Source organism: Escherichia sp. E2586, from assembly GCF_005781105.1.
Classification (GTDB): Bacteria; Pseudomonadota; Gammaproteobacteria; order Enterobacterales; family Enterobacteriaceae; genus Escherichia.
The window spans coordinates 43,616-66,512 of the sequence record NZ_VATN01000016.1 but is presented as its reverse complement, the minus strand read 5'-3'; the positions used below and the strand labels follow the sequence as shown (position 1 = coordinate 66,512).

The 22,897-nt window shown below is 49.9% G+C and carries 25 protein-coding genes; 5 read left to right on the top strand and 20 right to left on the bottom strand.

The annotated features are described in order from the left end of the window. From FEK50_RS16470 to FEK50_RS16395, 15 genes are all read right to left on the bottom strand, one after another. Positions 1-1,404 (bottom strand): autotransporter outer membrane beta-barrel domain-containing protein (locus FEK50_RS16470; RefSeq protein ID WP_138211669.1); only part of this gene is annotated, 1,404 nt, incomplete at its 3' end. Between the two features lie 622 nt (positions 1,405-2,026). Then, positions 2,027-3,565 (bottom strand): multidrug efflux MFS transporter permease subunit EmrB, encoded by a 1,539-nt coding sequence (gene emrB, locus FEK50_RS16465; protein WP_130217219.1) that lies wholly within the window; start codon positions 3,563-3,565, stop codon positions 2,027-2,029. 16 nt (positions 3,566-3,581) lie between these two features. After that, positions 3,582-4,754 (bottom strand): multidrug efflux MFS transporter periplasmic adaptor subunit EmrA, encoded by a 1,173-nt coding sequence (gene emrA, locus FEK50_RS16460; protein ID WP_001295175.1) that lies wholly within the window; start codon positions 4,752-4,754, stop codon positions 3,582-3,584. Positions 4,755-4,880: 126 nt separating this feature from the next. Next, positions 4,881-5,411 carry a multidrug efflux transporter EmrAB transcriptional repressor EmrR gene (emrR, locus tag FEK50_RS16455; RefSeq protein WP_000378441.1) on the bottom strand — a complete coding sequence of 177 codons (531 nt, stop codon included), beginning with the start codon at positions 5,409-5,411 and terminating at the stop codon, positions 4,881-4,883. 90 nt (positions 5,412-5,501) lie between these two features. Further along, on the bottom strand, positions 5,502-5,837 hold the full coding sequence (gene ygaH, locus FEK50_RS16450) for an L-valine transporter subunit YgaH (protein WP_130210894.1): 336 nt from the start codon (positions 5,835-5,837) through the stop codon (positions 5,502-5,504). Beyond that, the gene (ygaZ, locus tag FEK50_RS16445; RefSeq protein WP_130210896.1) at positions 5,827-6,564 is read right to left on the bottom strand and encodes an L-valine exporter subunit YgaZ; all 738 of its coding nucleotides are present in this window, start codon (positions 6,562-6,564) and stop codon (positions 5,827-5,829) included. The genes ygaH and ygaZ overlap by 11 nt, the downstream gene beginning before the upstream one ends. Before the next feature lie 123 nt (positions 6,565-6,687). Continuing rightward, positions 6,688-7,872: an MFS transporter gene (locus tag FEK50_RS16440; protein ID WP_131162424.1), complete on the bottom strand. Its 1,185-nt coding sequence runs from the start codon at positions 7,870-7,872 to the stop codon at positions 6,688-6,690. A gap of 452 nt (positions 7,873-8,324) precedes the next feature. After that, a complete protein-coding gene (proX, locus tag FEK50_RS16435) occupies positions 8,325-9,317 on the bottom strand; it encodes a glycine betaine/L-proline ABC transporter substrate-binding protein ProX (protein WP_069913916.1) in 993 nt (330 codons plus the stop codon). Between the two features lie 56 nt (positions 9,318-9,373). Continuing rightward, the gene (gene proW, locus FEK50_RS16430; RefSeq protein ID WP_130208067.1) at positions 9,374-10,438 is read right to left on the bottom strand and encodes a glycine betaine/L-proline ABC transporter permease ProW; all 1,065 of its coding nucleotides are present in this window, start codon (positions 10,436-10,438) and stop codon (positions 9,374-9,376) included. Beyond that, positions 10,431-11,633: a glycine betaine/L-proline ABC transporter ATP-binding protein ProV gene (gene proV / locus FEK50_RS16425; RefSeq protein ID WP_130260066.1), complete on the bottom strand. Its 1,203-nt coding sequence runs from the start codon at positions 11,631-11,633 to the stop codon at positions 10,431-10,433. Before proV ends, proW begins: the two co-directional genes overlap by 8 nt. 481 nt (positions 11,634-12,114) lie before the next feature. Next, a complete protein-coding gene (gene nrdF, locus FEK50_RS16420; RefSeq protein ID WP_131162425.1) occupies positions 12,115-13,074 on the bottom strand; it encodes a class 1b ribonucleoside-diphosphate reductase subunit beta in 960 nt (319 codons plus the stop codon). Positions 13,075-13,212: 138 nt separating this feature from the next. Beyond that, entirely contained in the window at positions 13,213-15,357 is a 2,145-nt protein-coding gene (gene nrdE / locus FEK50_RS16415) for a class 1b ribonucleoside-diphosphate reductase subunit alpha (RefSeq protein WP_131162426.1), read from the bottom strand. Next, entirely contained in the window at positions 15,330-15,740 is a 411-nt protein-coding gene (nrdI, locus tag FEK50_RS16410; RefSeq protein WP_000080944.1) for a class Ib ribonucleoside-diphosphate reductase assembly flavoprotein NrdI, read from the bottom strand. Before nrdI ends, nrdE begins: the two co-directional genes overlap by 28 nt. Beyond that, positions 15,737-15,982: a glutaredoxin-like protein NrdH gene (nrdH, locus tag FEK50_RS16405; protein WP_130208073.1), complete on the bottom strand. Its 246-nt coding sequence runs from the start codon at positions 15,980-15,982 to the stop codon at positions 15,737-15,739. The genes nrdI and nrdH overlap by 4 nt, the downstream gene beginning before the upstream one ends. 208 nt (positions 15,983-16,190) lie before the next feature. Beyond that, positions 16,191-16,622: a carboxymuconolactone decarboxylase family protein gene (locus FEK50_RS16395; protein ID WP_130208077.1), complete on the bottom strand. Its 432-nt coding sequence runs from the start codon at positions 16,620-16,622 to the stop codon at positions 16,191-16,193. Between the two features lie 87 nt (positions 16,623-16,709). Between FEK50_RS16395 and FEK50_RS16390 the strand changes: the two genes are divergently transcribed. Further along, complete coding sequence (locus FEK50_RS16390) at positions 16,710-18,044, top strand: PLP-dependent aminotransferase family protein (RefSeq protein WP_131162427.1); 1,335 nt, start codon at positions 16,710-16,712, stop codon at positions 18,042-18,044. Positions 18,045-18,099: 55 nt separating this feature from the next. Here the strand turns inward: FEK50_RS16390 and FEK50_RS16385 are convergent, their stop codons facing one another. Next, positions 18,100-18,429, bottom strand: a complete 330-nt coding sequence (locus tag FEK50_RS16385; protein WP_001295174.1) for a DUF883 domain-containing protein — start codon at positions 18,427-18,429, stop codon at positions 18,100-18,102. Positions 18,430-18,580: 151 nt separating this feature from the next. On the opposite strand from FEK50_RS16385, the gene FEK50_RS16380 reads away from it, so the two are divergent. Then, positions 18,581-18,925 (top strand): DUF2002 family protein, encoded by a 345-nt coding sequence (locus tag FEK50_RS16380; protein WP_131162428.1) that lies wholly within the window; start codon positions 18,581-18,583, stop codon positions 18,923-18,925. Positions 18,926-18,962: 37 nt separating this feature from the next. Here the strand turns inward: FEK50_RS16380 and alaE are convergent, their stop codons facing one another. Beyond that, positions 18,963-19,412 (bottom strand): L-alanine exporter AlaE, encoded by a 450-nt coding sequence (gene alaE / locus FEK50_RS16375; protein WP_130208083.1) that lies wholly within the window; start codon positions 19,410-19,412, stop codon positions 18,963-18,965. Positions 19,413-20,074: 662 nt separating this feature from the next. Here alaE and stpA point away from each other — a divergent pair. Further along, positions 20,075-20,476, top strand: a complete 402-nt coding sequence (stpA, locus tag FEK50_RS16370) for a DNA-binding protein StpA (RefSeq protein ID WP_064529914.1) — start codon at positions 20,075-20,077, stop codon at positions 20,474-20,476. 46 nt (positions 20,477-20,522) lie between these two features. On the opposite strand, the gene FEK50_RS16365 is transcribed toward stpA, so the two are convergent. Together FEK50_RS16365 and FEK50_RS16360 are read right to left on the bottom strand one after the other, a co-directional pair. Next, on the bottom strand, positions 20,523-21,047 hold the full coding sequence (locus tag FEK50_RS16365) for a rhodanese family protein (protein ID WP_130260073.1): 525 nt from the start codon (positions 21,045-21,047) through the stop codon (positions 20,523-20,525). A 9-nt stretch (positions 21,048-21,056) separates the two neighbouring features. Continuing rightward, positions 21,057-21,356 carry a metalloregulator ArsR/SmtB family transcription factor gene (locus tag FEK50_RS16360; RefSeq protein WP_130208087.1) on the bottom strand — a complete coding sequence of 100 codons (300 nt, stop codon included), beginning with the start codon at positions 21,354-21,356 and terminating at the stop codon, positions 21,057-21,059. A gap of 182 nt (positions 21,357-21,538) precedes the next feature. Here FEK50_RS16360 and FEK50_RS16355 point away from each other — a divergent pair, with 182 nt between their 5' ends. Together FEK50_RS16355 and kbp are read left to right on the top strand one after the other, a co-directional pair. Further along, entirely contained in the window at positions 21,539-21,697 is a 159-nt protein-coding gene (locus FEK50_RS16355; protein WP_000508177.1) for a YqaE/Pmp3 family membrane protein, read from the top strand. An 82-nt stretch (positions 21,698-21,779) separates the two neighbouring features. Further along, on the top strand, positions 21,780-22,226 hold the full coding sequence (gene kbp, locus FEK50_RS16350) for a potassium binding protein Kbp (RefSeq protein ID WP_064529911.1): 447 nt from the start codon (positions 21,780-21,782) through the stop codon (positions 22,224-22,226). 6 nt (positions 22,227-22,232) lie between these two features. On the opposite strand, the gene csiR is transcribed toward kbp, so the two are convergent. Continuing rightward, positions 22,233-22,892: a DNA-binding transcriptional regulator CsiR gene (gene csiR / locus FEK50_RS16345; protein ID WP_130260075.1), complete on the bottom strand. Its 660-nt coding sequence runs from the start codon at positions 22,890-22,892 to the stop codon at positions 22,233-22,235. Between the last annotated feature and the right edge of the window lie 5 nt (positions 22,893-22,897).

The following is a 22,897-nucleotide window of genomic DNA, read 5'->3' as shown; positions in this document are numbered from 1 at the left end:
GTCAACCTCGACAATTTTTATCCCTTCCAGAGTATCCGCGCCCAGACCGCCCGCATTGTTGACCATGACGCGGGTACTACCGGAAGTATCCCCTTTTACGATGAGCTTATCAGTCGCGGAATTATCATCGCCGAGTTCGGTACGCATAACTAACAAACCATTATTAGCAGTGTAATTACCATTAATGGTGAGTGTGGCAGGCGTGAATTTGTCGCCATTTTTTGTGGAAGACAGTGTTGCTGTACCCGCCAAATCCAGTGTATTTAAGGTTTGTGAAAAACCGTCTAAATCGATATTCCCTTCACTGTCGACAACATAATCGGAGTTTGGGCTGAAGGTATCGTTGATACCGGCGCGCAAGGTGCCTTTATTAATATTTGTTTGGCCAGAGTAGGTATTTGCGCCAGTCAACGTCGTGACGCCGGAACCTTCCTGGTTAACTTCGCCTTTGCCAACTATATCTGCAGCCAGGATAAAATCTTCGCTGGAGTGGTTAAAATTAATTTGGGCAGTACTATTCCCGACATTGCTTCCCATATGGATAATCGGCGTCTTGATGATCCCCGCTTTCTGTTCTGCTTCTCCCTGCGCTCCACCAATGTTTAGAATACCGGTGCTGGTTTCGTCCATTCCAAGCCAGATAAATTGATTCGCGCTGACCGTGGCATTATTACTAACGGTAAGAGTACCCTTTGCATCGTTCTGCAATGAGCCCAATCCACCAAGGGAGATAAACTCATTCACGGCTAATGAAGAATTGTCACCATCAACTAGGGTTTCGCCGTATCCCGTTCCCTGAAAATTCTCCATATTTCCATTAAAGCCAATGATCATATCTTTTGATGCTGTAAGATGACCGCCATGAGTGATTTCGAGTTTACCCGTCCCCTGATCGCCTACCATCACATACCGTGCGGCAACGGATGAACCCTCACCGTCAATAACAACTTGACCCTGTGCCTGGTAATTAAATTCACCGATTCTGAATTCATTTAAATCGGTGATAGTACTGCCGCTAAGCACCATTAAGGTTCCTGAACCACCATTCTTACCTAAATAAACATCGCGTTCATTAGGCGATGCATGACTAAGCGTTAGATGAGTATTATTTTCTAATTTCATTACCCCGGAGGTAGCATTGCCGATTACGATTTTAGCCGTAGACAGATCCCGCCCATCTATATTCAATGTTCCTTCACTTTTTGAACCAACATTAAGATAATGAAATTGATCCCAGGCTGATGAATTATTTTCGGATGAGGATAGCGTTACAACATCATTATTGTCGATGGTAACATCACTGTTGATGGTCGTGGGTGGTGTCCATGCCAGTGAAACGGGTATTGATAACACGGTTGAAATAGCTATTGCCAGCGTTGACAAGGGATGCTTTTTGATGTTCATAAAGTTCCTTCTCATCCTTATGATTTATTTTTAGATAAATAATGAGCTCACAGTAACTACGTAAGAAAATTAGGTTTTAACGTCTTTGGAACAGGTTGCTGTTTTATCAAATGAAGAGTAGTGCGTGAAACCAATGTTTATAAATCAGTTTAATTTATGGTTAATTTAATATTAATTTGTTTTGATGATTTAGGAGTTGAACTAAAAAATAAGCTGCATAGTTTTCTGTAGCAAAAATCTTTAAATATCTTAAATGGTAAAAAATGATAAAAAGAAAAGCGAGGAAAATCATTAAGATGTGTGATGTCGATGTTTTTTTTAATTTAATATAAATGACGAATTAATTGCATGTTTATTGTTTGCACATCTTCTTAGAAGAGGGTAAATACCAGGATTTTTATCAAAAAAATAATATAAATGTGATTTCTGTGTATCGATGAAATGAATAAAAATATGAGATAAAACACACGATTCTTAAGAAGAATATAAATACATTGTCTATTTTTCTGATTGCAGAACTGTTTATTAAGCATCCCTGAATAATGGCATCATTTGGCGTTGATAAATAACCATTTCTAAAATGAGCATATAAAAAAGGGAGCCGCAGCTCCCTTGAAAAACCTTAGTGCGCGCCGCCTCCGCCGCCACCTGCGCCAAATGGCGGTTTAGCAAACCACACCAGCCCCAGCAAGACGAGGAATATCCCGGCTGACATCCAGAAGATCTCATTGGCGGAAATAATCAGCCCCTGATTGGTGATCTGCTGAGCAATCCAGCCCGATGCCTGCTGTTGCGTCATCCCCAGCCCTTCCAGTTGACTGTACATCGCCTGGGCGTTCGGGTTATACGGGTTCACTGATTCGGTCAACTGAGCATGGTGCATCGACTCGCGGTTAGTCCACATCGTCGTCGTTATGGACGTACCGATAGACCCCGCCAGCGTTCGCGTAAAGTTGGAGAGGCTCGACGCCGCCGCCAGTCGTTCCGGTGGCAGACCAGACAGCGTAATGGTGGTCAGTGGCATAAAGAAGCAGGCCACTGCGAAGCCCTGGATAAACTGCGGCCAGGCCGACGCGCCAAAATCCATACCCGGTTCAAAGGTATAGGCACGCCAGTAGAAGCAGACGGCATACATAATAAAGCTGAACGTCACCAGCCGCCGCATATCCAGTTTATGCGCAAATCGACCGATAATCGGCGACAGGATCACCGGAATAATCCCTACCGGCGCAGAGGCCAGCCCTGCCCATGTTGCCGTGTAGCCGTAGACTTCCTGCAACAGCTGCGGCAGCAGAACAATAGCGCCGAAGTAGAGCATATACGCGAGGCTGATACATAAGCAGCCGATGGTGAAGTTGCGCGACTTAAACAACGACAGATCGACTATCGGGTTATCATCCGTTAGCTCCCAGACAATCAGGAAGCAGATAGCCACCACCGCTACCACGGTGAGGATGATAATTTCCTGTGATGAGAACCAGTCCAGCTCTTTACCCCGGTCGAGCATAATCTGCAGGCTGCCGATACCAATCACCAGCAGCGCCAGCCCCACGGCATCAATCCGCCGCCGTTCGGTGCGGGTTTCGCGTCCGCGCAGGGTTTGTAGTGTCATCAACACCACCGCCACGCCAATCGGCACGTTGATGAAGAATATCCAGCCCCAGTGGTAATTATCACTGATATAACCGCCGAGGATCGGGCCGCAAATTGGCGCGACAATCACCGTCATCGACCACAACGCCAGCGCGATAGAACGTTTGGCCGGTGGGTAGTTATTCAGTAACAGACTTTGCGAAAGCGGGATCAATGGCCCGGCGACAATCCCCTGAATCACGCGGAAGAAGATCAGCATATTCAGACTGCTGGAGACACCACATGCCCACGAAGCAATGGCGAAGGCGATGGTCGACCAGAGGAACAGTTTCACTTCCCCGAAGCGCTTTGCCAGCCAGCCGGTAAGAGGGATCGAGATGGCATTCGCCACCCCGAAGGAGGTGATTACCCACGTTCCCTGACTGAGTGATGAACCCAGGTTCCCGGCGATAGTGGGGATCGCCACGTTAGCAATGGTGGAGTCCAGCACCTGCATGAATGTCGCCAGCGACAGCGCAATCGTCATAATGACCAGTTGCGCGCCTTCCAGCGGTTTTTGCTGTTGCATCACACGCACCTCTGGATTAGCCAGCGTTAGCTTTTACGATGTCGTCGATCAGTTTATTGACAGGTGCCAGGCTGATTTCACGCGCGGTGCTTACCGCGACCGGTGTGGAGCGTACTTTGTTTGCCAGTACCTGGCCGTCACGGTTAGTGGTATTGACGCTCACCAGCGTGGATAAACCGATACGCAGCGGGTATTGTTCCAACTGTTTCTGGTCCAGTTCGATACGAACAGGCAGACGCTGAACGACTTTGATCCAGTTACCGGTGGCGTTTTGCGCCGGAAGCAGCGAGAACGCGCTACCCGTACCCATATCCAGACCAACCACTTTACCGGTGTATTTCACATCATCGCCGTAAATATCGGTGGTGATGGTAACCGGCTGACCGATGCGCATATTGGCAATCTGCGTCTCTTTAAAGTTAGCATCCACCCACATATTCGTGGCTGGAACGACCGCCATCAGCGGCGTGGTTGGGCTAATTTGTGCACCAGGCTGTACTGCGCGACGGGAGACATAACCAGTCATCGGGCTGACAATACGGGTACGCTCCAGCGCCAGCCAGGCATTACGCACTTCAGTGGCAGCCTGTTGCACGGCAGGCTGATCTTCAAGTTTAGTCCCCAGAATCATCGCCTGATTGGCATTGTATTGTTGAATGGCGACATCCAGCTGCGCCTGGGCGCTGGTGACGGCGTCGCGGGCGTGTTGCAGCTCTTCGCGGCCAATCAGGTTGGCATTGCCCAGCGGCACGCGGCGGTTGTAGTCACTCTGAGCTTTGGCGAGGGCGATTTTCTGCACCTCAATATTTGCCTGCAACTGTTTGCTGTTAATCATCAGTTGGTGGGTTTGACGTACGCTGGAAGCCAGCGCAGTTTTGGCTTTTTCAAACGCCTGGCGAGCATCCGTCGGGTCGAGAGTGACCAGCACATCGCCTTCTTTTACAAAATCGGTGTTATCGGCCCAGACTTTCGTCACACTGCCTGACACCTGAGACATAATTTGAATCTGATTTCCTGCCACGTATGCGTCATCCGTTTCTTCGAAATGACGCAGTACCAAAAACCAATAAATCCCTATCGCTACGGCAATAATAATAAAGAGCAAGGTGAGAAGGAGGAGCAGACGCTTACGTTTGCCGCTCTTCTTTACCGGTTGCTGCGGGGTTTGTGTCTCCGCATTTGCGCTCATAGTATTCTCCACGATCTTCTTAACTCATCGGCTGAGCCGACCTGCTTGCCAAAAAGGCCAGCACGTTGCGATGCTGGCCGGTCAGTTTTTCTTTTATAAGTCTGGATTTTTGAGCGAGATGACGCGTTAGCTCATCGCTTCGAGAACAGCACCGTCTTGTTCCATCTGATCGAGACGGGAGAGCAATTTGCGGGTGATTTGCTCGAGCTGATCTTTTTCTGTTGTGCTGAGCGCGGACCAGAGTTGATGCAGGCAGTTATGCTGCGGCGGTAAAACCTCGCGCAAAAACTCGTGACCTTTTTCCGTTAATTGCAGATGCAGGCAGCGGCGATCGTTATCGCTTTCACGACGTTCGATCCAGCCACGTTTTTCCAGCTCATCGGCAATACGCGTCGCATTGGTACGGGATGATCCAAGAGCACAGCTCAATTCAGAAGGCTGAATACTGTGGTTTTCCTGAGACTCCAGCGTAATCAACGCCATAAACAACGTCTCGTTAATCCCCTGAGCCTTCAGCATTTTATTGCGGTTCTCCAGCAGCTTGCTTTGCATATGCATACAAAGACGGGTCAGAAGGATCTCCTGATAAGGAAAATCTTCGTGGCGGCTGGCGCGAAATTTTAGCATTTGTTCAATGGGCGTAAACGAACTATCCATTTGGGTATGACCTCATTAATTTCAGCCGATATAGTAACGACAGTGACAAATAAAGTAAATGTATTGTTTTAGAAAAATGATTCTTGTGGTCTATAGAAACGTCATCACTTTCCACGTCAGCCCGTAGGCCAGCGCACTCAATAAAGTGGGAATAATGATGCTGCGTGTTTTATAGAAACTGGCTCCCAGTACCGCAAAACCGACCAGCGTGGGTACGAAACGGCGTGAATCGTGTATCACTTCTGGTGCGGTAGAGACAACCAGCAGAGCGCAAATCGAGGCGATGCCAATGGTGTCGAGCAAAATACCCACTGCGCCACGCTTGGTTGGGCGGGCATTGCCCACTCGCAGGCGTAGGGGTAAATAGCGGAAGCAGTAATTCGCCGCGCCAACCAGTAATCCAAGCAGCAGAACCTCATAGCTCATCAGGTGCTCCTTGCCAGAATGACTGGATTAACGCAGTGAGGCAGCCAAAGACAATGCCTGCCAGAATGGCGACGGGAATAGAAAATAGCGTTACGCCAGCAAGGGCACCAACTAACGCTGCGGTAACGCAAAGGGATTGTTTGCGCTGGAAAGAGGCGAGCAGAAAACTCATAAAGAGTGCCGGCAGCATAAAGCCTAATGCTGCTTCGACGGCTGGATAACCTTGCAGCAAACCGCTGCCCGAAAATGCCCCTATTACCGTACCAAATACCCACGATGACCATGAACTGAAGGCAATGCCGATCATCCAGTTTTCGCTCCAGCGGCGATTATTACGTACCAGTTTTGCCGTTGCTGCGGCAAAAACTTCGTCCGTCAGGCCAAACGCCCACAGTGCGGTTTTCGATTTTTGCAGGCGTTGAACAATGCGGCTACGCAACGATGGACCATACAGTACATGGCGAACATCCATTGCCATAACGGTCAATGCGGCTACCCACAAGCTACTACCAGCTGCCAGCATTGCGGTGATGACAAACTGGCTCGCTCCTGCATAAATAATGCAGGAGAAAAAAACGCTTTCCAGGGGAGAGAATCCCAGACGGGTCGCATTCAGACCAAATGCAAAGGCCACCGGAATATAACTAATAACAATCGGTAAACTGTCTTTGCAGCCTTCCATGAAGGTCGCCGAACCAGAAGCAGGCAGTGGAGTAGGGCTTACCATAGAGTGTACGCTTAACGATTGTTAATATTATTAATAGTCTGGATGAATATCCTAACCTTATCAGACTGATGGGATTCTTAACACCCTTATAAGTGTAAAGCCACGAAAACGGTTGCTGATTGCTTAATTTGCGACTTCCTGACGATGAAAACCTCGCCACCAGACCAGTGCGTTAACCAGGGCAATCGTCGCGCCAGCCAGACAAACGCCAGCCCAACCGCCATGTTGCCAGGCGGATGCCGAGATCAGCGAACCAGCAGCACCGCCAATAAAGTAGCTGGTCATGTAACCTGCGGTCAGGCGATTACGCGCATCAGGATGAATACGATAAATCACAGTTTGATTGGTGATATGCACGCCCTGCACGGTGAGATCCAGTATCAGAATGCCGATAATTAGCGCCAGTACGGAAGCGTGGCCAAACCAGATCGCCAACCATGAAAGTAACAACAGCAGCAGACCAAACGTTGTTGTGAGATGCGATTTGCCCTTATCGGCAAAACCGCCCGCCGGGCGAGCGCCCAACGCCCCGGCAGCTCCTGCAAGGCCAAACAGACCAATTACGCCATCGCTGTAATTAAAAGGCGGCGCGGCGAGCAAAAAAGCCATTGATGTCCAGAGAATGCTGAAGTTAGCAAAGGTCAGGCAGCCCAGCAACGCGCGGGTGCGCAGGATCTTATCGCTGATAAACATGCTGAAAACGGAACCAAGCAACTGTGGGTAGTTGAGGTGGGTTTCAGATTTCATTTGTGGCAGGCCGCGCCATAACGCCAGTGCCATCAGAGCCATTAACACCGATGCGACCCAAAAGACGGTGCGCCAGCCGCCGAGATTCGCCAGCAGCCCGGCAACGGTCCGTGCGAGTAAAATCCCCAGTAGCAGGCCACTCATAATGGTGCCAACCACCTTGCCGCGTTTGTCCGGTGAAGCCAGCGTCGCCGCCAGTGGAACCAGAATTTGTGCCACGACCGAGAATAAACCGGTTAATGCCGTACCGAGGATCATCATCGCCAGCGACTGACTGCTGGCAGTGATTAACATGCCACCAGCTGCCAGTAAGGTCATGGTGACAATCAGGCGGCGGCGTTCAAACATATCACCCAATGGAACAAGAAACAGCAGACCTGCGGCATAGCCCAACTGCGCGGCTGTAACAATAAAGCCTGCCGAACTGGCGGAAAGGGAAAAGTTACGCGCGATGGTGTCGAGCAATGGCTGTGCGTAATAATTGCTGGCGACCGCCAGACCGGTGGCGATCGACATTAGCACGATCAGCGCCGGGCTAAGCTCATGATTGGGTTTAGTCATTATTTTTGTTCATCAGGTGATGATTAAGCTGGAAATCAATAATAGCGGATGTTGATGAATATGGGGTGAAAGATAGATTGCTGAAATGTGCGGGTAATGGGGAGAGGGTATTTGAAGGTGAAATATGTCACTAAGGCAAATGTTACGTTCACTTCCAGACTATAGCTACTTTGTCACTATTTTGCTGGTGAACGTGCCAGGGTGGCTCAGTCGCCACCACCCTGGCGACCCAGGCTTTTGGCACAAAATCGCCGCTACGCGGTACATTCGACTTATTTCTTACGGCTATCGGGTACGGGCGCGAGGTAACATCCCTGTAAGACGCGCCCTCGCCGCGCATCCCTGCGCGTCGCCCCGGCCTTCAGAAAACGTCTCATCGATTTTCAGCCGGATTAAAACCATCGCTGCAATTGTTTTACTCACATGAGCATTATCTGCGCGGTTATCAATATTTACTTCTGCGCTGCCAGCGCCTCCTTCACCCAGCCATCGAACTGCTGCTGGTGGGCTTTGATCCAGCCATCAACGTGCCCCTGAATATCGCCTTCTGAGGCTTTTCCGTCATGCATAATGGCGTTCTGGGCGTTAATATCTGCCACTGGCAACTGCATAATGGCAAACAGTTTGGCTGCCGCCGGATTTTTCTCGGCCCAGGCTTTGTTGGCAACGATATGCATGGTGCTGACCGGGAAGCCGTAATTCGCGCCATTCGGCAGCTTGGTGTCGGCATTTTTATCGCCCGGCAGTGCGGAGAACGGTACCTGCAACCAGACCACATCTTTCCCCGGCTTCAGTTCGTTACTCACCCAGTACGGCGTCCAGGTGTAGTAAAACACCGGCTTACCCTCTTTGTAACGACTGATGGTGTCGGCCATCATCGCCGCATAGTTCCCCTGATTATGCGTCACGGTGTTGGTCAGTTCATACGCAGCAAGCTGGTGGTTGATGGCTCCTTCGCAGCCCCAGCCAGGATTACAGCCGGTTAAATCCGCTTTGCCATCGCCGTTGGTATCGAACAGTTTAGCGATCTTCGGATCTTTCAGTTGCGCGATGTTGGTGATTTTGTACTGGTCGGCAGTTTTCTTATCGATCAGGTAACCCTGCGCCGCGCCGTTAACAAATACCCCTTCGCGATAAAATTTCTTATCGCCACCGGCAGCTTCGTACATGTTGTCATGCAGCGGCGTCCAGTTCACGGCGGTAAAGGTCGCATCGCCAGATGCAAGCGAGGTATAGCCAACGTTGTAATCCACTTCGCTGGGTTTATTGACGGTATAACCTAATTTCTCCAGCGCACGGCTGACCAGCAGCGTCTGGAAGGTTTCTTCAGTGATGGTGCTCTGAACTGGATTAACAGTAATGCCTTTGCCAGGCAGATCGGCAGCAAAAGTTTGTGTAGAGATAAGCGTGGCAAACGCTGTCGCAAAAAGTACGCTATGTCGCATTGTTATTCCTTTTTTTGGCAGGGTGATATGCCCGGCGTCACCGGGCAAGTGCAGAGTTACTTAATGAATGGACGGGTCAGCAGACCGACAGGGCCAGTGGTGTACCAGCGACGGTTGCCGCGACTGCGTGAGTCACGCCCAACGGCCTGCGTCAGGCGATCGAGGATAATGGCGAGGATCACAATCCCGACGCCGCCTACGGTGGCAAGCCCCATATCCAGACGACCGATACCGCGAAGTACCATCTGACCCAGCCCGCCGACGGCAATCATCGAGGCAATGACCACCATAGAAAGGGCCAGCATCAGCGTCTGGTTAACGCCCGCCATAATGGTCGGCATCGCCAGCGGTAACTGAACTTTGAACAGCATCTGGCGCGGGCTGGCACCGAATGAGCGCGAGGCTTCAATCAGATCCGCCGGAACCTGGTTAATCCCCAGAATAGTCAGACGGATAATCGGCGGCAGAGCAAAGATGATCGTCACCACCACGCCCGGCACGTTACCGATACCAAATAGCATGACGATTGGCACCAGATAAACAAACGCTGGCGTGGTCTGCATGGCATCAAGCAGTGGACGAATAATTTTCGCCGCTCGCGGACTTCTCGCCAGCCAGATCCCCAACGGCAAACCGATGACGATACAGAACAGCAGGGCGGTTAACACCAGCGCCAGGGTAACCATGGCCTGCGACCAGGCACCGATTGCGCCGATGGCAATCAGCGAAACCAGCGTCGCGACGCCCATTCCGACACCGGAAATTTGCCAGGCGATGAGAGCGAATACGATAATCGCCACCGGCGCGGGCATCCCCAGCAGCAATTGCTGGAAACCGTTGAGGATGTAATCGACCGGAACGCGCACGCCCTGGAAGACGGGACGGAAATGGGTAACGACCCAGTCGATCCCTTCAGTGACCCAACTGTCGAGCGGGATCAGCGTCTTATGGAACGGATCGAGAATATTAAAATGCTCGGCGTTTGGCGCAGGCGTGCTGGTCAGCCAGTCGGCGCCACCACCGTCAGTCGGTGTAGCAGCCGGTGTACCCCAGGCATCTGCGGATTGTGCGGCACTGTCCGCCGCTGGTGTGGTATCCCACGGATTATTTTGATCAGCCATTATTTACCCCCTCACGATCTAAAGCGCGCAGCAGCATTCCTTTCGAAATGATGCCGACATACTGTTGGTCCTCGTCGACCACGGGCACCGCACAGGGCGCCTGTCCGACATGAGAGAGCAACTCGCTAAGAGGCGTTTGCGCATCGACCGCTAACGGCGCATCAATCAGTGCTGCATCAAGACCTTGCTGCTGCGTTAATGCGGCCTTAAGCGAATCGATAGACACTGCGCCGACAAACTTATTACCGCGTTCGATAACGTAGCCATATTCGCGATCTTCATCCTGCAATAATTTCAGTGCCGAACGCGGGCCGAAGCCAGGGGTTTTACGAATTAAGCCATTAGGGCTGCGGCGGGCAATATCTTTCGCACTGAATACTTGACTAATATCGACGCCACGGAAGAAGGTGCGGACATAATCATTCGCTGGATTATTGAGAATTTCATCCGGTGTGCCGACCTGTACCACTTCACCATTTTGCATAATGGCAATTCGGTCGCCAATACGCATGGCTTCATCGAGATCGTGGGAAATAAAGACAATGGTACGCTGATGTTTCGCCTGTAATTTTACCAGCTCATCCTGCATCTCGGTGCGAATTAATGGATCGAGCGCCGAGAAGGCTTCGTCCATTAATAATATATCCGGATTAATCGCTAACGCGCGGGCTAATCCCACACGTTGACGCATCCCGCCAGAGAGTTCGTCCGGGTAGCTGTGGGCATAATTTTCCAGCCCGACCTGACGCAGTGCATCAATGGCTTTTTCCCGGCGTTCTTCGGCATTAATTCCGGCCAATTCCATACCGAACGCAGTATTGTCCAGCACGGTCATATGCGGCATTAAGGCAAAGGACTGGAAGACCATCGCAATCTTTTTTCTGCGCACCTCACGGAGTTCGGTGTCGGATATTTTGGCAATATCCACACCATCAATCAGCACTTGCCCGCGGGTGGGTTCAATCAGGCGATTGAGAAGGCGTACCATTGTGGATTTACCCGAGCCGGATAATCCCATGATGACAAATATCTCGCCTTCTTCAATGGCCAGACTGGCGTCTTTTACGCCAAGCGATAGCCCAGTTTTTTCCAGAATTTGTTCTTTTGAAAGTCCTTGTTCGATATATTTGAAAGCTCGCTGTGGATGCTCGCCAAATATTTTATAAAGATTTTTAATTTCTAATTTAATTGCCATGCAATAGAAAGATTCCTGTTATTTGTTTATGTCGATATATTACCCAATGGAAATAGTCACTTTTTTCTACCCTAACATACTGAGAATCTGAGGCAACCCCTGATGACAAATGTGGCATGAATATTGATACGAGCAAATTGCCGGAATTTCCCGTGATATAAGGGCTGAGAGCAAATCGAGAAAAGTTGATATTTTTTGTTATAGATAGTGAAAAAACGCCTGAATATTGTAGTTTCAGGCGAATAATGCAACAGAGAGTCAGTGTAGATCACCACAAATTATTTGCGTGATATAAAGCTATACTCTAAATAATTCGAGTTGCAGGAAGGCGACAAGCGAGTGAATCCCCATGAGCTTACATAATTAAGTGACTGGGGTGAACGAACGCAGACGCAGCACATGCAACTTGAAGTATGACGAGTATATTTGGCGGGAATTATTTCCCTGCTGCGGGTAGTGATATTTTTGAAAAATAACCCTGTCAGAAATTCCAGTCTTCATCTTCTGTTTCAACCGCTTTCCCCATCACATAAGAGGAGCCTGAACCGGAAAAGAAATCGTGATTTTCATCGGCATTCGGCGAAAGCGCGGCGAGGATTGCCGGATTCACTTCTGCCATTTCTGCGGGAAATAACGGTTCGTAGCCCAGATTCATCAACGCCTTATTGGCGTTGTAACAGAGAAACGCTTTCACATCGTCAGCCCACGGGGTTTCGGCGTACAGCTCATCGGTGTATTGCAACTCGTTGTCATAAAGTTCCAGCAACAAATCGAAGGCGAAACTCTTTAACTCTTCACGTTGTGCCTGGGAAATCTTTTCCATTTTTTTCTGATATTTATAGCCGATGTAGTAACCGTGGACTGCTTCATCGCGGATAATCAGACGGATCAGGTCTGCGGTATTGGTCAGCTTTCCGCGACTGGAAAAATACATCGGCAGCCAGAAGCCAGAATAGAACAAAAATGATTCAAGAAAGACACTGGCGATTTTCTTTTTCAGCGGATTATCGCCGCGATAATGTTGCTGAATAATCTGCGCTTTTCGCTGCAACGGCGCGTTTTCTTCACTCCAGGCGTAGGCGGCATCGACATCTTTGGTCTGGCACAACGTCGAGAAAATCGAACTGTAAGAGCGGGCATGAACCGCTTCCATAAAGCTGATATTCGATAATATCGCCTCTTCATGAGGCGTGAGCGCATCGGGCATCAGCGAAGGCGCGCCGATAACATTTTGCAGCGTGTCGAGCAGCGTCAGGCCAGTAAAAACGCGCATCGTCAGTTGTTGTTCTACGGCACTTAATGTCTGCCACGCAGGAATATCGTTCGATAGTGGCACCTTTTCTGGTAGCCAGAAATTGCTGGTCAGGCGATTCCACACCTCCAGATCTTTATCGTCTGCTATCTTGTTCCAGTTGATGGCGCTGATACGTGAGAGTTTCATAGATATTCCTTAAAGCCGGACTCATCAGGTTCCGATTTTTGGCAATGTGCGCTTTGTTCCTGCCGGATGCGGCGTGAACGCCTTATCCGACCTACAAAATCATGCAAATTCAATATATTGCAATTATTTTTCAGTCTCTTAGAGCGAGCAGGAGACGCAGCCTTCAATTTCAGTGCCTTCCAGCGCCATCTGACGCAGGCGAATGTAATAGAGCGTTTTGATGCCTTTGCGCCAGGCGTAAATCTGCGCTTTGTTGATATCGCGAGTGGTAGCGGTATCGGGGAAAAACAGCGTCAGCGACAGCCCCTGATCGACATGGCGGGTCGCTTCGGCGTAGGTGTCGATGATCTTTTCTGCGCCAATTTCGTAAGCATCCTGATACAGCGCCAGATTTTCGTTAGTCATAAACGGGGCAGGGTAGTAAACGCGTCCTGTTTTGCCCTCTTTGCGTATCTCTACTTTCGCCACAATCGGATGAATACTCGACGTGGCATGGTTGATGTAAGAGATGGAACCGGTTGGCGGCACCGCCTGGAGATTCTGGTTGTATATGCCATAGCGCATCACGTCGTCGCGCAGCTGCGCCCACATCTCACGGGTAGGTAACGTAATACCGCTACGGGCAAACAGTTCGCCAACTTTCGCCGTTTTCGGCTGCCAGTTACCTTGCAGATATTGGCTAAAATATTCACCACTGGCATAGCGTGACTGTTTGAACCCGGCGAAGGTTTCACCGCGTTCGCGCGCCAGCAACATCGAGGTACGCAGTGCGTGCCAGGTGATGGTGTAGAAATAGAGATTGGTGAAATCCAGTGCTTCCGGTGAACCATAAGCGATGCCTTCGCGCGCCAGATAACCGTGTAAATTCATCTGCCCCAGTCCGATGGCGTGTGAGGCGGCATTTCCGGCTTCGATGGACGGCACGCTGCGGATATGACTCATATCTGACACCGCTGTTAAACCGCGTACGGCAGTCTCTACCGTGCGGGCAAAGTCGGGGGAATCCATGGTGTGGGCAATATTCAACGAACCTAAATTGCAGGAAATATCATGGCCTGTGCGGGCATAGTCGAGATTCTCGTCATACTCTGAGGCGCTGTTAACCTGCAAAATCTCTGAGCAGAGATTACTCATATTTATGCGCCCGGCGATAGGGTTAGCACGGTTAACCGTGTCTTCATACATGATGTAGGGATAGCCGGACTCAAACTGGATCTCTGCCAGTCGCTGGAAGAAATCACGGGCGTTGATGTATTTTTTGCGGATGCGTTCATCGGCAACCAGTTCGTCATAGTGTTCGCTGATGGCGATATCGGCAAACGGCTTGCCATAAACTCGCTCAACGTCATAAGGCGAAAACAGTGCCATCTGCGCATTCTCTTTTGCCAGATGGAAAGTGATATCCGGGATCACCACGCCCAGGGACAGCGTTTTAATGCGGATTTTTTCGTCGGCATTTTCCCGTTTTGTATCGAGAAAACGCAGAATATCGGGATGATGAGCATGTAAATAGACTGCCCCAGCCCCCTGACGCGCGCCGAGCTGGTTGGCATAGGAAAATGCGTCTTCCAGCATTTTCATCACCGGAATTACGCCAGAAGATTGATTTTCAATACGTTTAATTGGCGCGCCCGCTTCCCGCAGATTCGACAGCAAAAATGCCACGCCGCCGCCGCGTTTCGACAGTTGCAGTGCGGAATTTACCGCCCGGCCAATCGACTCCATATTGTCTTCAATACGCAGCAGAAAACAGGAAACCAGCTCGCCGCGCTGCTGTTTACCGCAGTTGAGGAATGTTGGCGTGGCAGGCTGAAAGCGTCCTGACAGCATCTCATCAGTCAGTTGCGTCGCCAGTGTTTCATCGCCTTGTGCCAGCGTCAGCGCCACCATCGTGACTCGATCGGCAAAATCTTCCAGATAACGCTTACCGTCGAATGTCTTCAACGTATAGCTGGTGTAAAACTTCCATGCTCCGAGGAATGTCTGAAAACGAAAACCGCTGGCGTGCGCGTGGGCAAACAGTGTAATGACAAAATCGCGAGAGTAGCGATTAAGAACGCTTTCATCATAGTAACCTTCGTTGACCAGCCAGTTCAGGCGCTGCTGCTGGCTACTGAAGGTCACACTGTTCGGGCGCACATGCGTCGCCATAAAGGCGTCAACGGCCTGGCGATCTTTATCGAACTGAATGCGACCTGCGCTATCGTAAAGGTTAAGCATCGCATTCAGCGCGTGGTAATCCATCGTTTCCTGCGTCAGGCGTTCTGCGGTTGTCGTTGCCAAAATTCGGTTACTCCTTTACGAACGTTTTCGATATCGCTTTGCGTACCCATGAGTTCAAAGCGGTATAGCCACGGCACGCCGCATTTTTGAGCAATCACATCTCCGGCGCGGCCATACGCCTCACCAAAGTTGCGATTACCCGAAGCAATCACGCCGCGAAGCAACGCCCGGTTGTGCTCGTCGTTTAAAAAGCGAATTACCTGTCGTGGTACCGCGCCAGCCGTACCGCCGCCGCCGTAAGAGGGCACGATCAGGATATAAGGCTCGTCTACCTGAATCCGTTCCCGCTCATTGAGCGGGATGCGCACCGCGGGCAGCCCTAAACGTTCGATAAAACGCTGCGTATTTTCGGAGCTGCTGGAAAAGTAGACGAGCTGGCTCATGCACTGGCCGCGTGTGGCGCAGGATGCAGACGGTTGATCATGTCCGGGCGGAAGCCAGACCAGCTAAGATCGCCAGCAATTACCACCGGTAACTGGCGAAAGCCCTGAGCACGCAACGTTTCTGCTGCTTCAGGGACGTGATCGACATTAATCATTTCAAAGTCAAAGCCCCGGTTTTCCATCGCCCGTTTGGTGGCGTGGCACTGAACGCAATCGTTACGAGTGTAAATAGTAATGCGCATGATTCGTATTTCCGTTTAAAATGAAGATACGGCGCGATGATACGCGTCGGGTTGTCTCTCTGTTGATACAGAGATACTAGATGTAGTTGAAAAAAGATTCAACCATACAAGATATGGGAATTTTAGATTGATTACGCCACCGCTGAATGGCTCAACGGGGTAGGGGATTTTGTGTTTTTTGGCCGGGCGAATACCCGGCATCAAGAAGTTACATGCGCATGGAAACGGCCAGACGGTTAAAACAATTCATTAGCCCGATGGCAAACGTTAAGTCGCTGATCTCTGCTGCACTGAAATATTCAAGCAAAGGCTGATAAACCTCGTCTTCCGCATGGGTTCTGGCAATATCGGTCACCGATTCCGCCCATGCCAGCGCCGCCCGCTCGCGATCGTCAAAATGATGGCTTACGCGCCAGCCTGCCAGGGCGTCCAGTTTGTGCTGCGGCACACCGGATTTGCGTAATGCTTTGCTGTGCATCTCCAGACAAAATGCGCAGCCATTGATTTGCGAGACGCGCAAATAAATTAACTCCATCAGCGTGGTATCCAGCGCGCTATTTTCCAGTGCCGTTTTGGCCTGCACCAGTGCGTTATACACTGCCGGGCTAAGTTCGTAGTAAGGCTGACGTAATGTAGTCATACAGTTTCTCCTCTTATTAACGCCCGCAATGTAGCACTATAATGGACTGCTAAAGAGAGCCATAAATTACGTAAAAAAGCAGACCATATGCCACGTTATCAGGATATCGCCCGTCAGTTAAAAACGGCTATTGAGCAAGGGGAACTGAAACCTGGTGCAAGGCTACCTTCGAGTCGTACCTGGTCGCAGGAACTGGGTGTGTCTCGATCCACTGTCGAAAATGCGTATGCTGAGTTGGTGGCGCAAGGATGGCTGGTCAGGCGGGGACAGGCTGGTACATTTGTCAGTGAGCAGATACATCCGCAACAATCTGCTGTGGATGTCGTGGCTTTTGCTGGTGAAAGTCAGCAGCCACTGCCATTTCAATTGGGATTACCCGCACTCGATCTCTTTCCGCGAGAGCAGTGGGCGCGGGTGATGGGGCGTCGCCTTCGTACCCAGACGCGTTTTGATTTGGCATTAGGCGATGTCTGCGGTGAGGCGGCGTTGCGCGAGGCAATAGTTGATTACTTACGCGTTTCACGCGGGATTGATTGTCAGCCAGAGCAGGTCTTTATCACTCATGGTTATGCGGCCTCAATGGCTTTAATTCTGCACGCGCTGGCGAAACCGGGAAACGGGATGTGGATGGAAGATCCCGGCTTTCCACTGATTCGCCCGATTGTCACTCGCCACGGTGTGGAAATTTTACCGGTGCCGGTTGATGACAACGGACTGGATGTCACAAGCGGAATACAAAATTATCCTGATGCGCGTTTTGCTCTGATTACTCCGGCACACCAGAGCCCGCTGGGCGTGGCGCTCTCTTTAGCGCGCAGGCACCAGATGCTGGAATGGGCAGAACGTAGTCAGGCATGGATTATTGAAGATGATTACGACAGTGAGTTTCGCTATCACGGTAAGCCGTTACCGGCACTAAAAAGTCTCGACGCACCGCAGCGGGTGATTTATGCCGGAACATTCAGCAAAGCGCTATTTCCTGCATTGCGCTGTGCGTGGCTGGTGGTGCCGGTGGAGCAGATTACGCAATTCCGGCAACAGGCGTCACTGGAGCCATGTGCGGTACCCGTACTGTGGCAGAACACACTGGCAGATTTCATTCGTGAGGGGCATTTCTGGCGGCATCTGAAGAAAATGCGTCAGCACTATGCTCAACGTCGGCAGTGGATTGAGCAGGCGTTGACGCAGCAGGGATTTCAGGCTGTGCTGCAAAAAGGTGGTATCCAGATGGTTATCAGCATGGTGGGCGACGATATTGTCCATGCTCGTAAAGCCAATGCTGCTGGCCTTGCGGTGCAGGCACTTAGCGACTGGCGTATCCGCTCAAATGGGGAAGGAGGATTGCTGCTCTCGTTTACCAATATCGTTAGCGAAAGTATGGCGCAGCAGGTGGCACAACAATTACGCAGTGCCTTAAGTTAAAAACCCCGAAGTCAGGCTTCGGGGCCAGGGACGTGTATTTATTATCATTGTTTCACTACGATTTACGCATGCTTAACAACGCGCCGATAAAAATACCTACCGCAGCAGCTGTTCCCACACTACACCAGGGTCTTTCACGAACAAAAGAGTCTGCGCAGCCAACAGCATCGCGCGCGGCTTGCTGGACGCGAGTTCGACCATGCATCCGCGCCCTGGTTTCTTTCAGTAAAGCCTGAGCTTTACTGCGTGCGGCTTCGGCTTCCCCTTTGGCGTCGCTGCCCCAGGACTTCAATACAGATTCCAGGCTGTCAGCTAATTGATTGACATCATTCTGAATATCCTGCACGCCATCATCGACGTCGTTACGGTTCGGTCTGTTAAACATATGATCTCCCATCAGGATTCAATGTAATTTTCAGTGTAGACCATAATTTTCTTAACAGAGATTCATCGTGGCTTTATGGACTTTTCTGAAAGCGTTGTGAATGCTCAATCAGGTAAGGTAGGGCCGCGGTAGATAATAACGAGGATAGAATATGTATTTACGACCAGACGAGGTGGCGCGCGTACTTGAGAAAGTCGGTTTTATCGTCGATGTGGTAACCCAGAAAGCTTATGGTTATCGCCGCGGGGAAAATTATGTCTATGTTAATCGCGAAGCGCGAATGGGACGTACCGCACTGGTAATTCATCCCACGTTAAAAGAACGTAGTTCGACACTGGCAGAACCGGCTTCCGATATTAAAACTTGCGATCATTACCAGCGGTTCCCGCTCTATTTAGCGGGTGAGCGTCACGAGCATTACGGCATTCCACACGGTTTCAGCTCGCGTGTTGCGCTTGAACGTTATTTACATGGATTGTTTGGCGAAGCCAATTAAAGACGCGACTGGCATTGCCAGTCGCGACAAAGAAGGATCAGGCTTTTACCTGCTGGTAATTGCTGACTTTGAACAGGCGGCGGCAGTAATCAAGGAAGTAGCCATAGACCGCACCCATCAACATCGAAACGACGATGTTTGAACTGACCGCTGCCATAATCTGGTGCCAACCCGCGCCCACGACGAGTAAGATTGCCATATATACCGGTGACTGGAACGTCACATAAGCCAGAATATCCGCAAGATTTTTTACCCAGCCCGACGAGCCAACTTTGCGTGCCATTCGCATAAATAGATCGCGGTACATACCGTATGGCCATGCAATTAAGATGTTCACCGGAATCGCTACCAGTCTGGAATAAAGGGACTGTTCGAAGCTCATTCCGGAGAGAAATACTTCGATAAACATGTTCACGACAGAACAGTAAACAACCATCGCGAACGTATCTGCTACTGCATGACGCAAGCGTGACTGCGGTGAGAACATGCCCATGCTCCTTAATAAACGCGAAATCGGATGAATGTGAATGCAGTGGTTTAAATTACCGTTTGCACTTTCGCATAGCGTATATCGCTGGCTATGACTTATCAATTAGTGAAAAATTTTTATTTCCTTGGTTTTTGTAGATAAAATATTCCGTAGTGGCGCATTTTTTGTACATCCTGGGTTTTTTTATGTCTTAAAATATAATGTTATTTTAAATCATTATGTTATGACGTAGTTCAGATGTTTTTTTGCAGAGTGATCAAGGTGTGTTTACGCAGCAAAGCGTAGAGAATTCGGCTTAGGAGCGCGCCTGGCCTCATTCAGCATCTTTTATGTTGTAAAGCCTGTAATGGCAGCACAAAGTTTCAGGTTTGAATAACTAATATGTATTCTTTTTATATGCATATTTATGCTGGTTGCGTGTTCCATTATCGGCCGGGAGGTTGTATCGTACGCCGGAACACTCGCCAGTCGCTGTAATAAGTAAGTTAAATGGCTGCTATATAATTTGCATATAAGCATTAATGTGTCAGCAAATAACGCACGAAATAATATCCCTTCGCGATTGTAAATATATTAAATTTTGTGGAAATATAATAAGTGATCGCTTACACTACGCGGCGAAATACTTTTTGTTTTGGCGTTAAAAGGTTTTCTTTATTATGTCTGTAATGTTACAAAGCTTAAATAACATCCGCACCCTTCGTGCAATGGCTCGCGAATTCTCCATTGACGTTCTTGAAGAAATGCTCGAAAAATTCAGGGTTGTCACTAAAGAAAGACGTGAAGAAGAAGAACAGCAGCAGCGTGAACTGGCAGAACGCCAGGAAAAAATTAGCACCTGGCTGGAGCTGATGAAAGCTGACGGTATTAACCCGGAAGAGTTATTAGCTAACGGCACAGCTGCACCGCGTGCAGGTAAAAAGCGTGAACCGCGTCCAGCAAAATATAAATTCACCGACTTCAATGGTGAAACCAAAACCTGGACCGGTCAGGGCCGTACGCCGAAGCCAATTGCTCAGGCGCTGGCAGAAGGTAAATCTCTCGACGATTTCCTGATCTAATCCCTGGCGCCGGATGCCGCCTCTATGGCGCATCCGGCGTTGCTTCTCAAGTTCGCTGATTCCACGGCATCTTATCTAATAGCCTTGCCATCCCGCAAAAACCACTGATTCCTGCAAACATTAATCCTGCGCCGACAAATCCACTTAATAAGAAGAAGCTGCTATTAATGGCATAACCCAGTACGACGCCGATTAATATTAAGCCGCCAGCGGCGATCTGTACCTGACGCATTAATGGCAACGGTTGAGATTTATTTTCTGCTACCGGCAATCCCGCTTTTTTCCAGCCATCGATCCCATCTTCCAGTAAAAAGACCTCTGCGGGGGCGGCAATCGCTGCTAATTTATCGGCGTTATTGCTGGTGCGTTTACCTGCCTGGCAGTGGAATATAATTTGTTCGCTACGCAATTTATCCGGAAGACCAGACTGTTCTATCACGGATAATGGTGCCAGACAGGCTGCTGGAATATGTTCACGAAGATATTCGTCGGCATCACGAATATCGATTAACTTTGCACCACGTGCGATTAATTCTTGCGCGTCATGCGGTGAAATTGTTATCAAAGCCATCGTCACTCCTTACGGACAATAGATATTTTTCAGGGTGGCGATAATGGCATTTACCGCCTCATTTTTAATGGAATAAAGAATGCGTTGGGCGTCCCGCTGGCTGTCAATAAGTCCCTCGTCACGCATGCGAGCCAGATGCTGTGACGTGGCGGAGGCGCTAAGTCCGGTAATGCGAGCCAGTTCTCCGGCGCTGGTCCCTGGTGACCCGCAAAGCATACACAGAATCAACAACCGTTTGGGGTGACTCATTGCTTTCAGTAAGGCCGCAGCCTGTTCGGCGCTGGCCTGTAGTTGGGCGAGTTCAGTCATAGTTATTTAAGTATTTTCTAAATTAAGTGAATTCTAAACTAAAAATGCAACGTATACCAGCGTCAGCAGCGTAAATGAGGGTAAACGCGTAGGCTGAAACTGGCTGGTTCCGCTAAAATTATTACGCTTAAGAGATAAAATCTCTTTTTAAACAATGGTTAATTTTCTTATAGGGAGTAAATATGGGTTTCTGGAGAATTGTCATCACCATCATTTTGCCGCCGCTCGGCGTGCTGCTTGGCAAAGGATTTGGCTGGGCGTTCATCATTAATATCTTGTTGACGCTGCTTGGGTATATCCCTGGTTTAATTCACGCTTTCTGGGTGCAAACCCGCGATTAACTCTGTGCTTACTCCGCGGCGTTAGTGCGCCGCGTTCCTCTGCTACACTTTCTGAGTGTTTCCGTTAACGAACGAGGTAACTATGGGTCTGTTCAATTTTGTGAAAGATGCCGGAGAAAAGCTCTGGGATACAGTTACTGGTCAGCATGATAAAGACGATCAGGCGAAGAAGGTGCAGGAGCATCTGAACAAAACCGGCATTCCAGATGCCGATAAAGTAAATATCCAAATTACCGATGGCAAAGCGACGGTGACTGGTGATGGTTTGAGCCAGGAAGCGAAGGAAAAAATCCTTGTTGCGGTGGGGAATATTTCTGGTATCGCCAGCGTCGACGATCAGGTAAAAACTGCGACACCAGCCACTGCCAGCCAGTTTTATACCGTCAAGTCTGGCGACACTCTTAGCGCCATTTCCAAACAGGTCTACGGCAACGCCAATCTGTACAATAAAATCTTCGAAGCGAATAAACCGATGCTGAAAAGCCCGGATAAAATTTATCCGGGACAAGTGTTGCGTATTCCAGAGTAATGGCGGTTAGTCCGCCATCGCCTGCTGGATAATGGGAATCGGCGTCAGCAAATGCTGGCGCATTAACTCACTGGCGCGCGCGGTATCTCGCGCCAGGACGGCTTCGGTTAAAATTTGATGTTGGTTGTGTTTATCTTCCAGCATTTCCACGGAAAGTACCGTTCGCCGCAGCCAGATGAAGCGATAGCGCGCCGCCAGATCAAACAACCGTTCACGCATTTGCAGCAAATAGTGAGAACCACAGCCTGTCACAATTGCAGTATGAAACGCCTGATGACGCAAATCCCACTCATCAAGCATTTTCTCACTGGCGTCACAGGCCTCCAGCTTACTGAGCAGATGCGCTTTTGCGAGAACGTCTGCCTCCCACTCATCGCCACCGCGGGCAATCGCCAGACTCACTAGCATTGCTTCCATGTTGGCGCGGGCATCGAAAATATCGAGCAACTCCTGCTCTGACATCGAGGCTACCCGATACCCTTTTTGATTCACCACCGTGACCAGTCGTTCTGCCACCAGTTGCGAAAGCGCTTCCCGCAACGGCCCGACGCCAAGTGCATAACGCGATGTCAGCAAACTCATCCGTAATTTTTCATCCGGCTGAAAATTGCCGCGAATAATATCGTTCTTCAGCCAGCGATAGCCATCCAGAGACGTAATGGTCATGGTGT

What these genes read in the sequence shown, in the direction of transcription:
- FEK50_RS16440 (WP_131162424.1), bottom strand. Translation starts at nt 7,872, where the DNA reads ATGACTAAACCCAATCATGAGCTTAGCCCGGCGCTGATCGTGCTAATG.
- proW (WP_130208067.1), bottom strand. Translation starts at nt 10,438, where the DNA reads ATGGCTGATCAAAATAATCCGTGGGATACCACACCAGCGGCGGACAGT.
- stpA (WP_064529914.1), top strand. Translation starts at nt 20,075, where the DNA reads ATGTCTGTAATGTTACAAAGCTTAAATAACATCCGCACCCTTCGTGCA.
- FEK50_RS16395 (WP_130208077.1), bottom strand. Translation starts at nt 16,622, where the DNA reads ATGACTACATTACGTCAGCCTTACTACGAACTTAGCCCGGCAGTGTAT.
- FEK50_RS16360 (WP_130208087.1), bottom strand. Translation starts at nt 21,356, where the DNA reads ATGACTGAACTCGCCCAACTACAGGCCAGCGCCGAACAGGCTGCGGCC.
- FEK50_RS16355 (WP_000508177.1), top strand. Translation starts at nt 21,539, where the DNA reads ATGGGTTTCTGGAGAATTGTCATCACCATCATTTTGCCGCCGCTCGGC.
- csiR (WP_130260075.1), bottom strand. Translation starts at nt 22,892, where the DNA reads ATGACCATTACGTCTCTGGATGGCTATCGCTGGCTGAAGAACGATATT.
- ygaZ (WP_130210896.1), bottom strand. Translation starts at nt 6,564, where the DNA reads ATGGTAAGCCCTACTCCACTGCCTGCTTCTGGTTCGGCGACCTTCATG.
- proV (WP_130260066.1), bottom strand. Translation starts at nt 11,633, where the DNA reads ATGGCAATTAAATTAGAAATTAAAAATCTTTATAAAATATTTGGCGAG.
- alaE (WP_130208083.1), bottom strand. Translation starts at nt 19,412, where the DNA reads ATGTTCTCACCGCAGTCACGCTTGCGTCATGCAGTAGCAGATACGTTC.
- kbp (WP_064529911.1), top strand. Translation starts at nt 21,780, where the DNA reads ATGGGTCTGTTCAATTTTGTGAAAGATGCCGGAGAAAAGCTCTGGGAT.
- nrdF (WP_131162425.1), bottom strand. Translation starts at nt 13,074, where the DNA reads ATGAAACTCTCACGTATCAGCGCCATCAACTGGAACAAGATAGCAGAC.
- nrdH (WP_130208073.1), bottom strand. Translation starts at nt 15,982, where the DNA reads ATGCGCATTACTATTTACACTCGTAACGATTGCGTTCAGTGCCACGCC.
- emrR (WP_000378441.1), bottom strand. Translation starts at nt 5,411, where the DNA reads ATGGATAGTTCGTTTACGCCCATTGAACAAATGCTAAAATTTCGCGCC.
- FEK50_RS16365 (WP_130260073.1), bottom strand. Translation starts at nt 21,047, where the DNA reads ATGGCTTTGATAACAATTTCACCGCATGACGCGCAAGAATTAATCGCA.
- ygaH (WP_130210894.1), bottom strand. Translation starts at nt 5,837, where the DNA reads ATGAGCTATGAGGTTCTGCTGCTTGGATTACTGGTTGGCGCGGCGAAT.
- nrdI (WP_000080944.1), bottom strand. Translation starts at nt 15,740, where the DNA reads ATGAGCCAGCTCGTCTACTTTTCCAGCAGCTCCGAAAATACGCAGCGT.
- FEK50_RS16390 (WP_131162427.1), top strand. Translation starts at nt 16,710, where the DNA reads ATGCCACGTTATCAGGATATCGCCCGTCAGTTAAAAACGGCTATTGAG.
- FEK50_RS16380 (WP_131162428.1), top strand. Translation starts at nt 18,581, where the DNA reads ATGTATTTACGACCAGACGAGGTGGCGCGCGTACTTGAGAAAGTCGGT.
- FEK50_RS16385 (WP_001295174.1), bottom strand. Translation starts at nt 18,429, where the DNA reads ATGTTTAACAGACCGAACCGTAACGACGTCGATGATGGCGTGCAGGAT.
- emrA (WP_001295175.1), bottom strand. Translation starts at nt 4,754, where the DNA reads ATGAGCGCAAATGCGGAGACACAAACCCCGCAGCAACCGGTAAAGAAG.
- emrB (WP_130217219.1), bottom strand. Translation starts at nt 3,565, where the DNA reads ATGCAACAGCAAAAACCGCTGGAAGGCGCGCAACTGGTCATTATGACG.
- proX (WP_069913916.1), bottom strand. Translation starts at nt 9,317, where the DNA reads ATGCGACATAGCGTACTTTTTGCGACAGCGTTTGCCACGCTTATCTCT.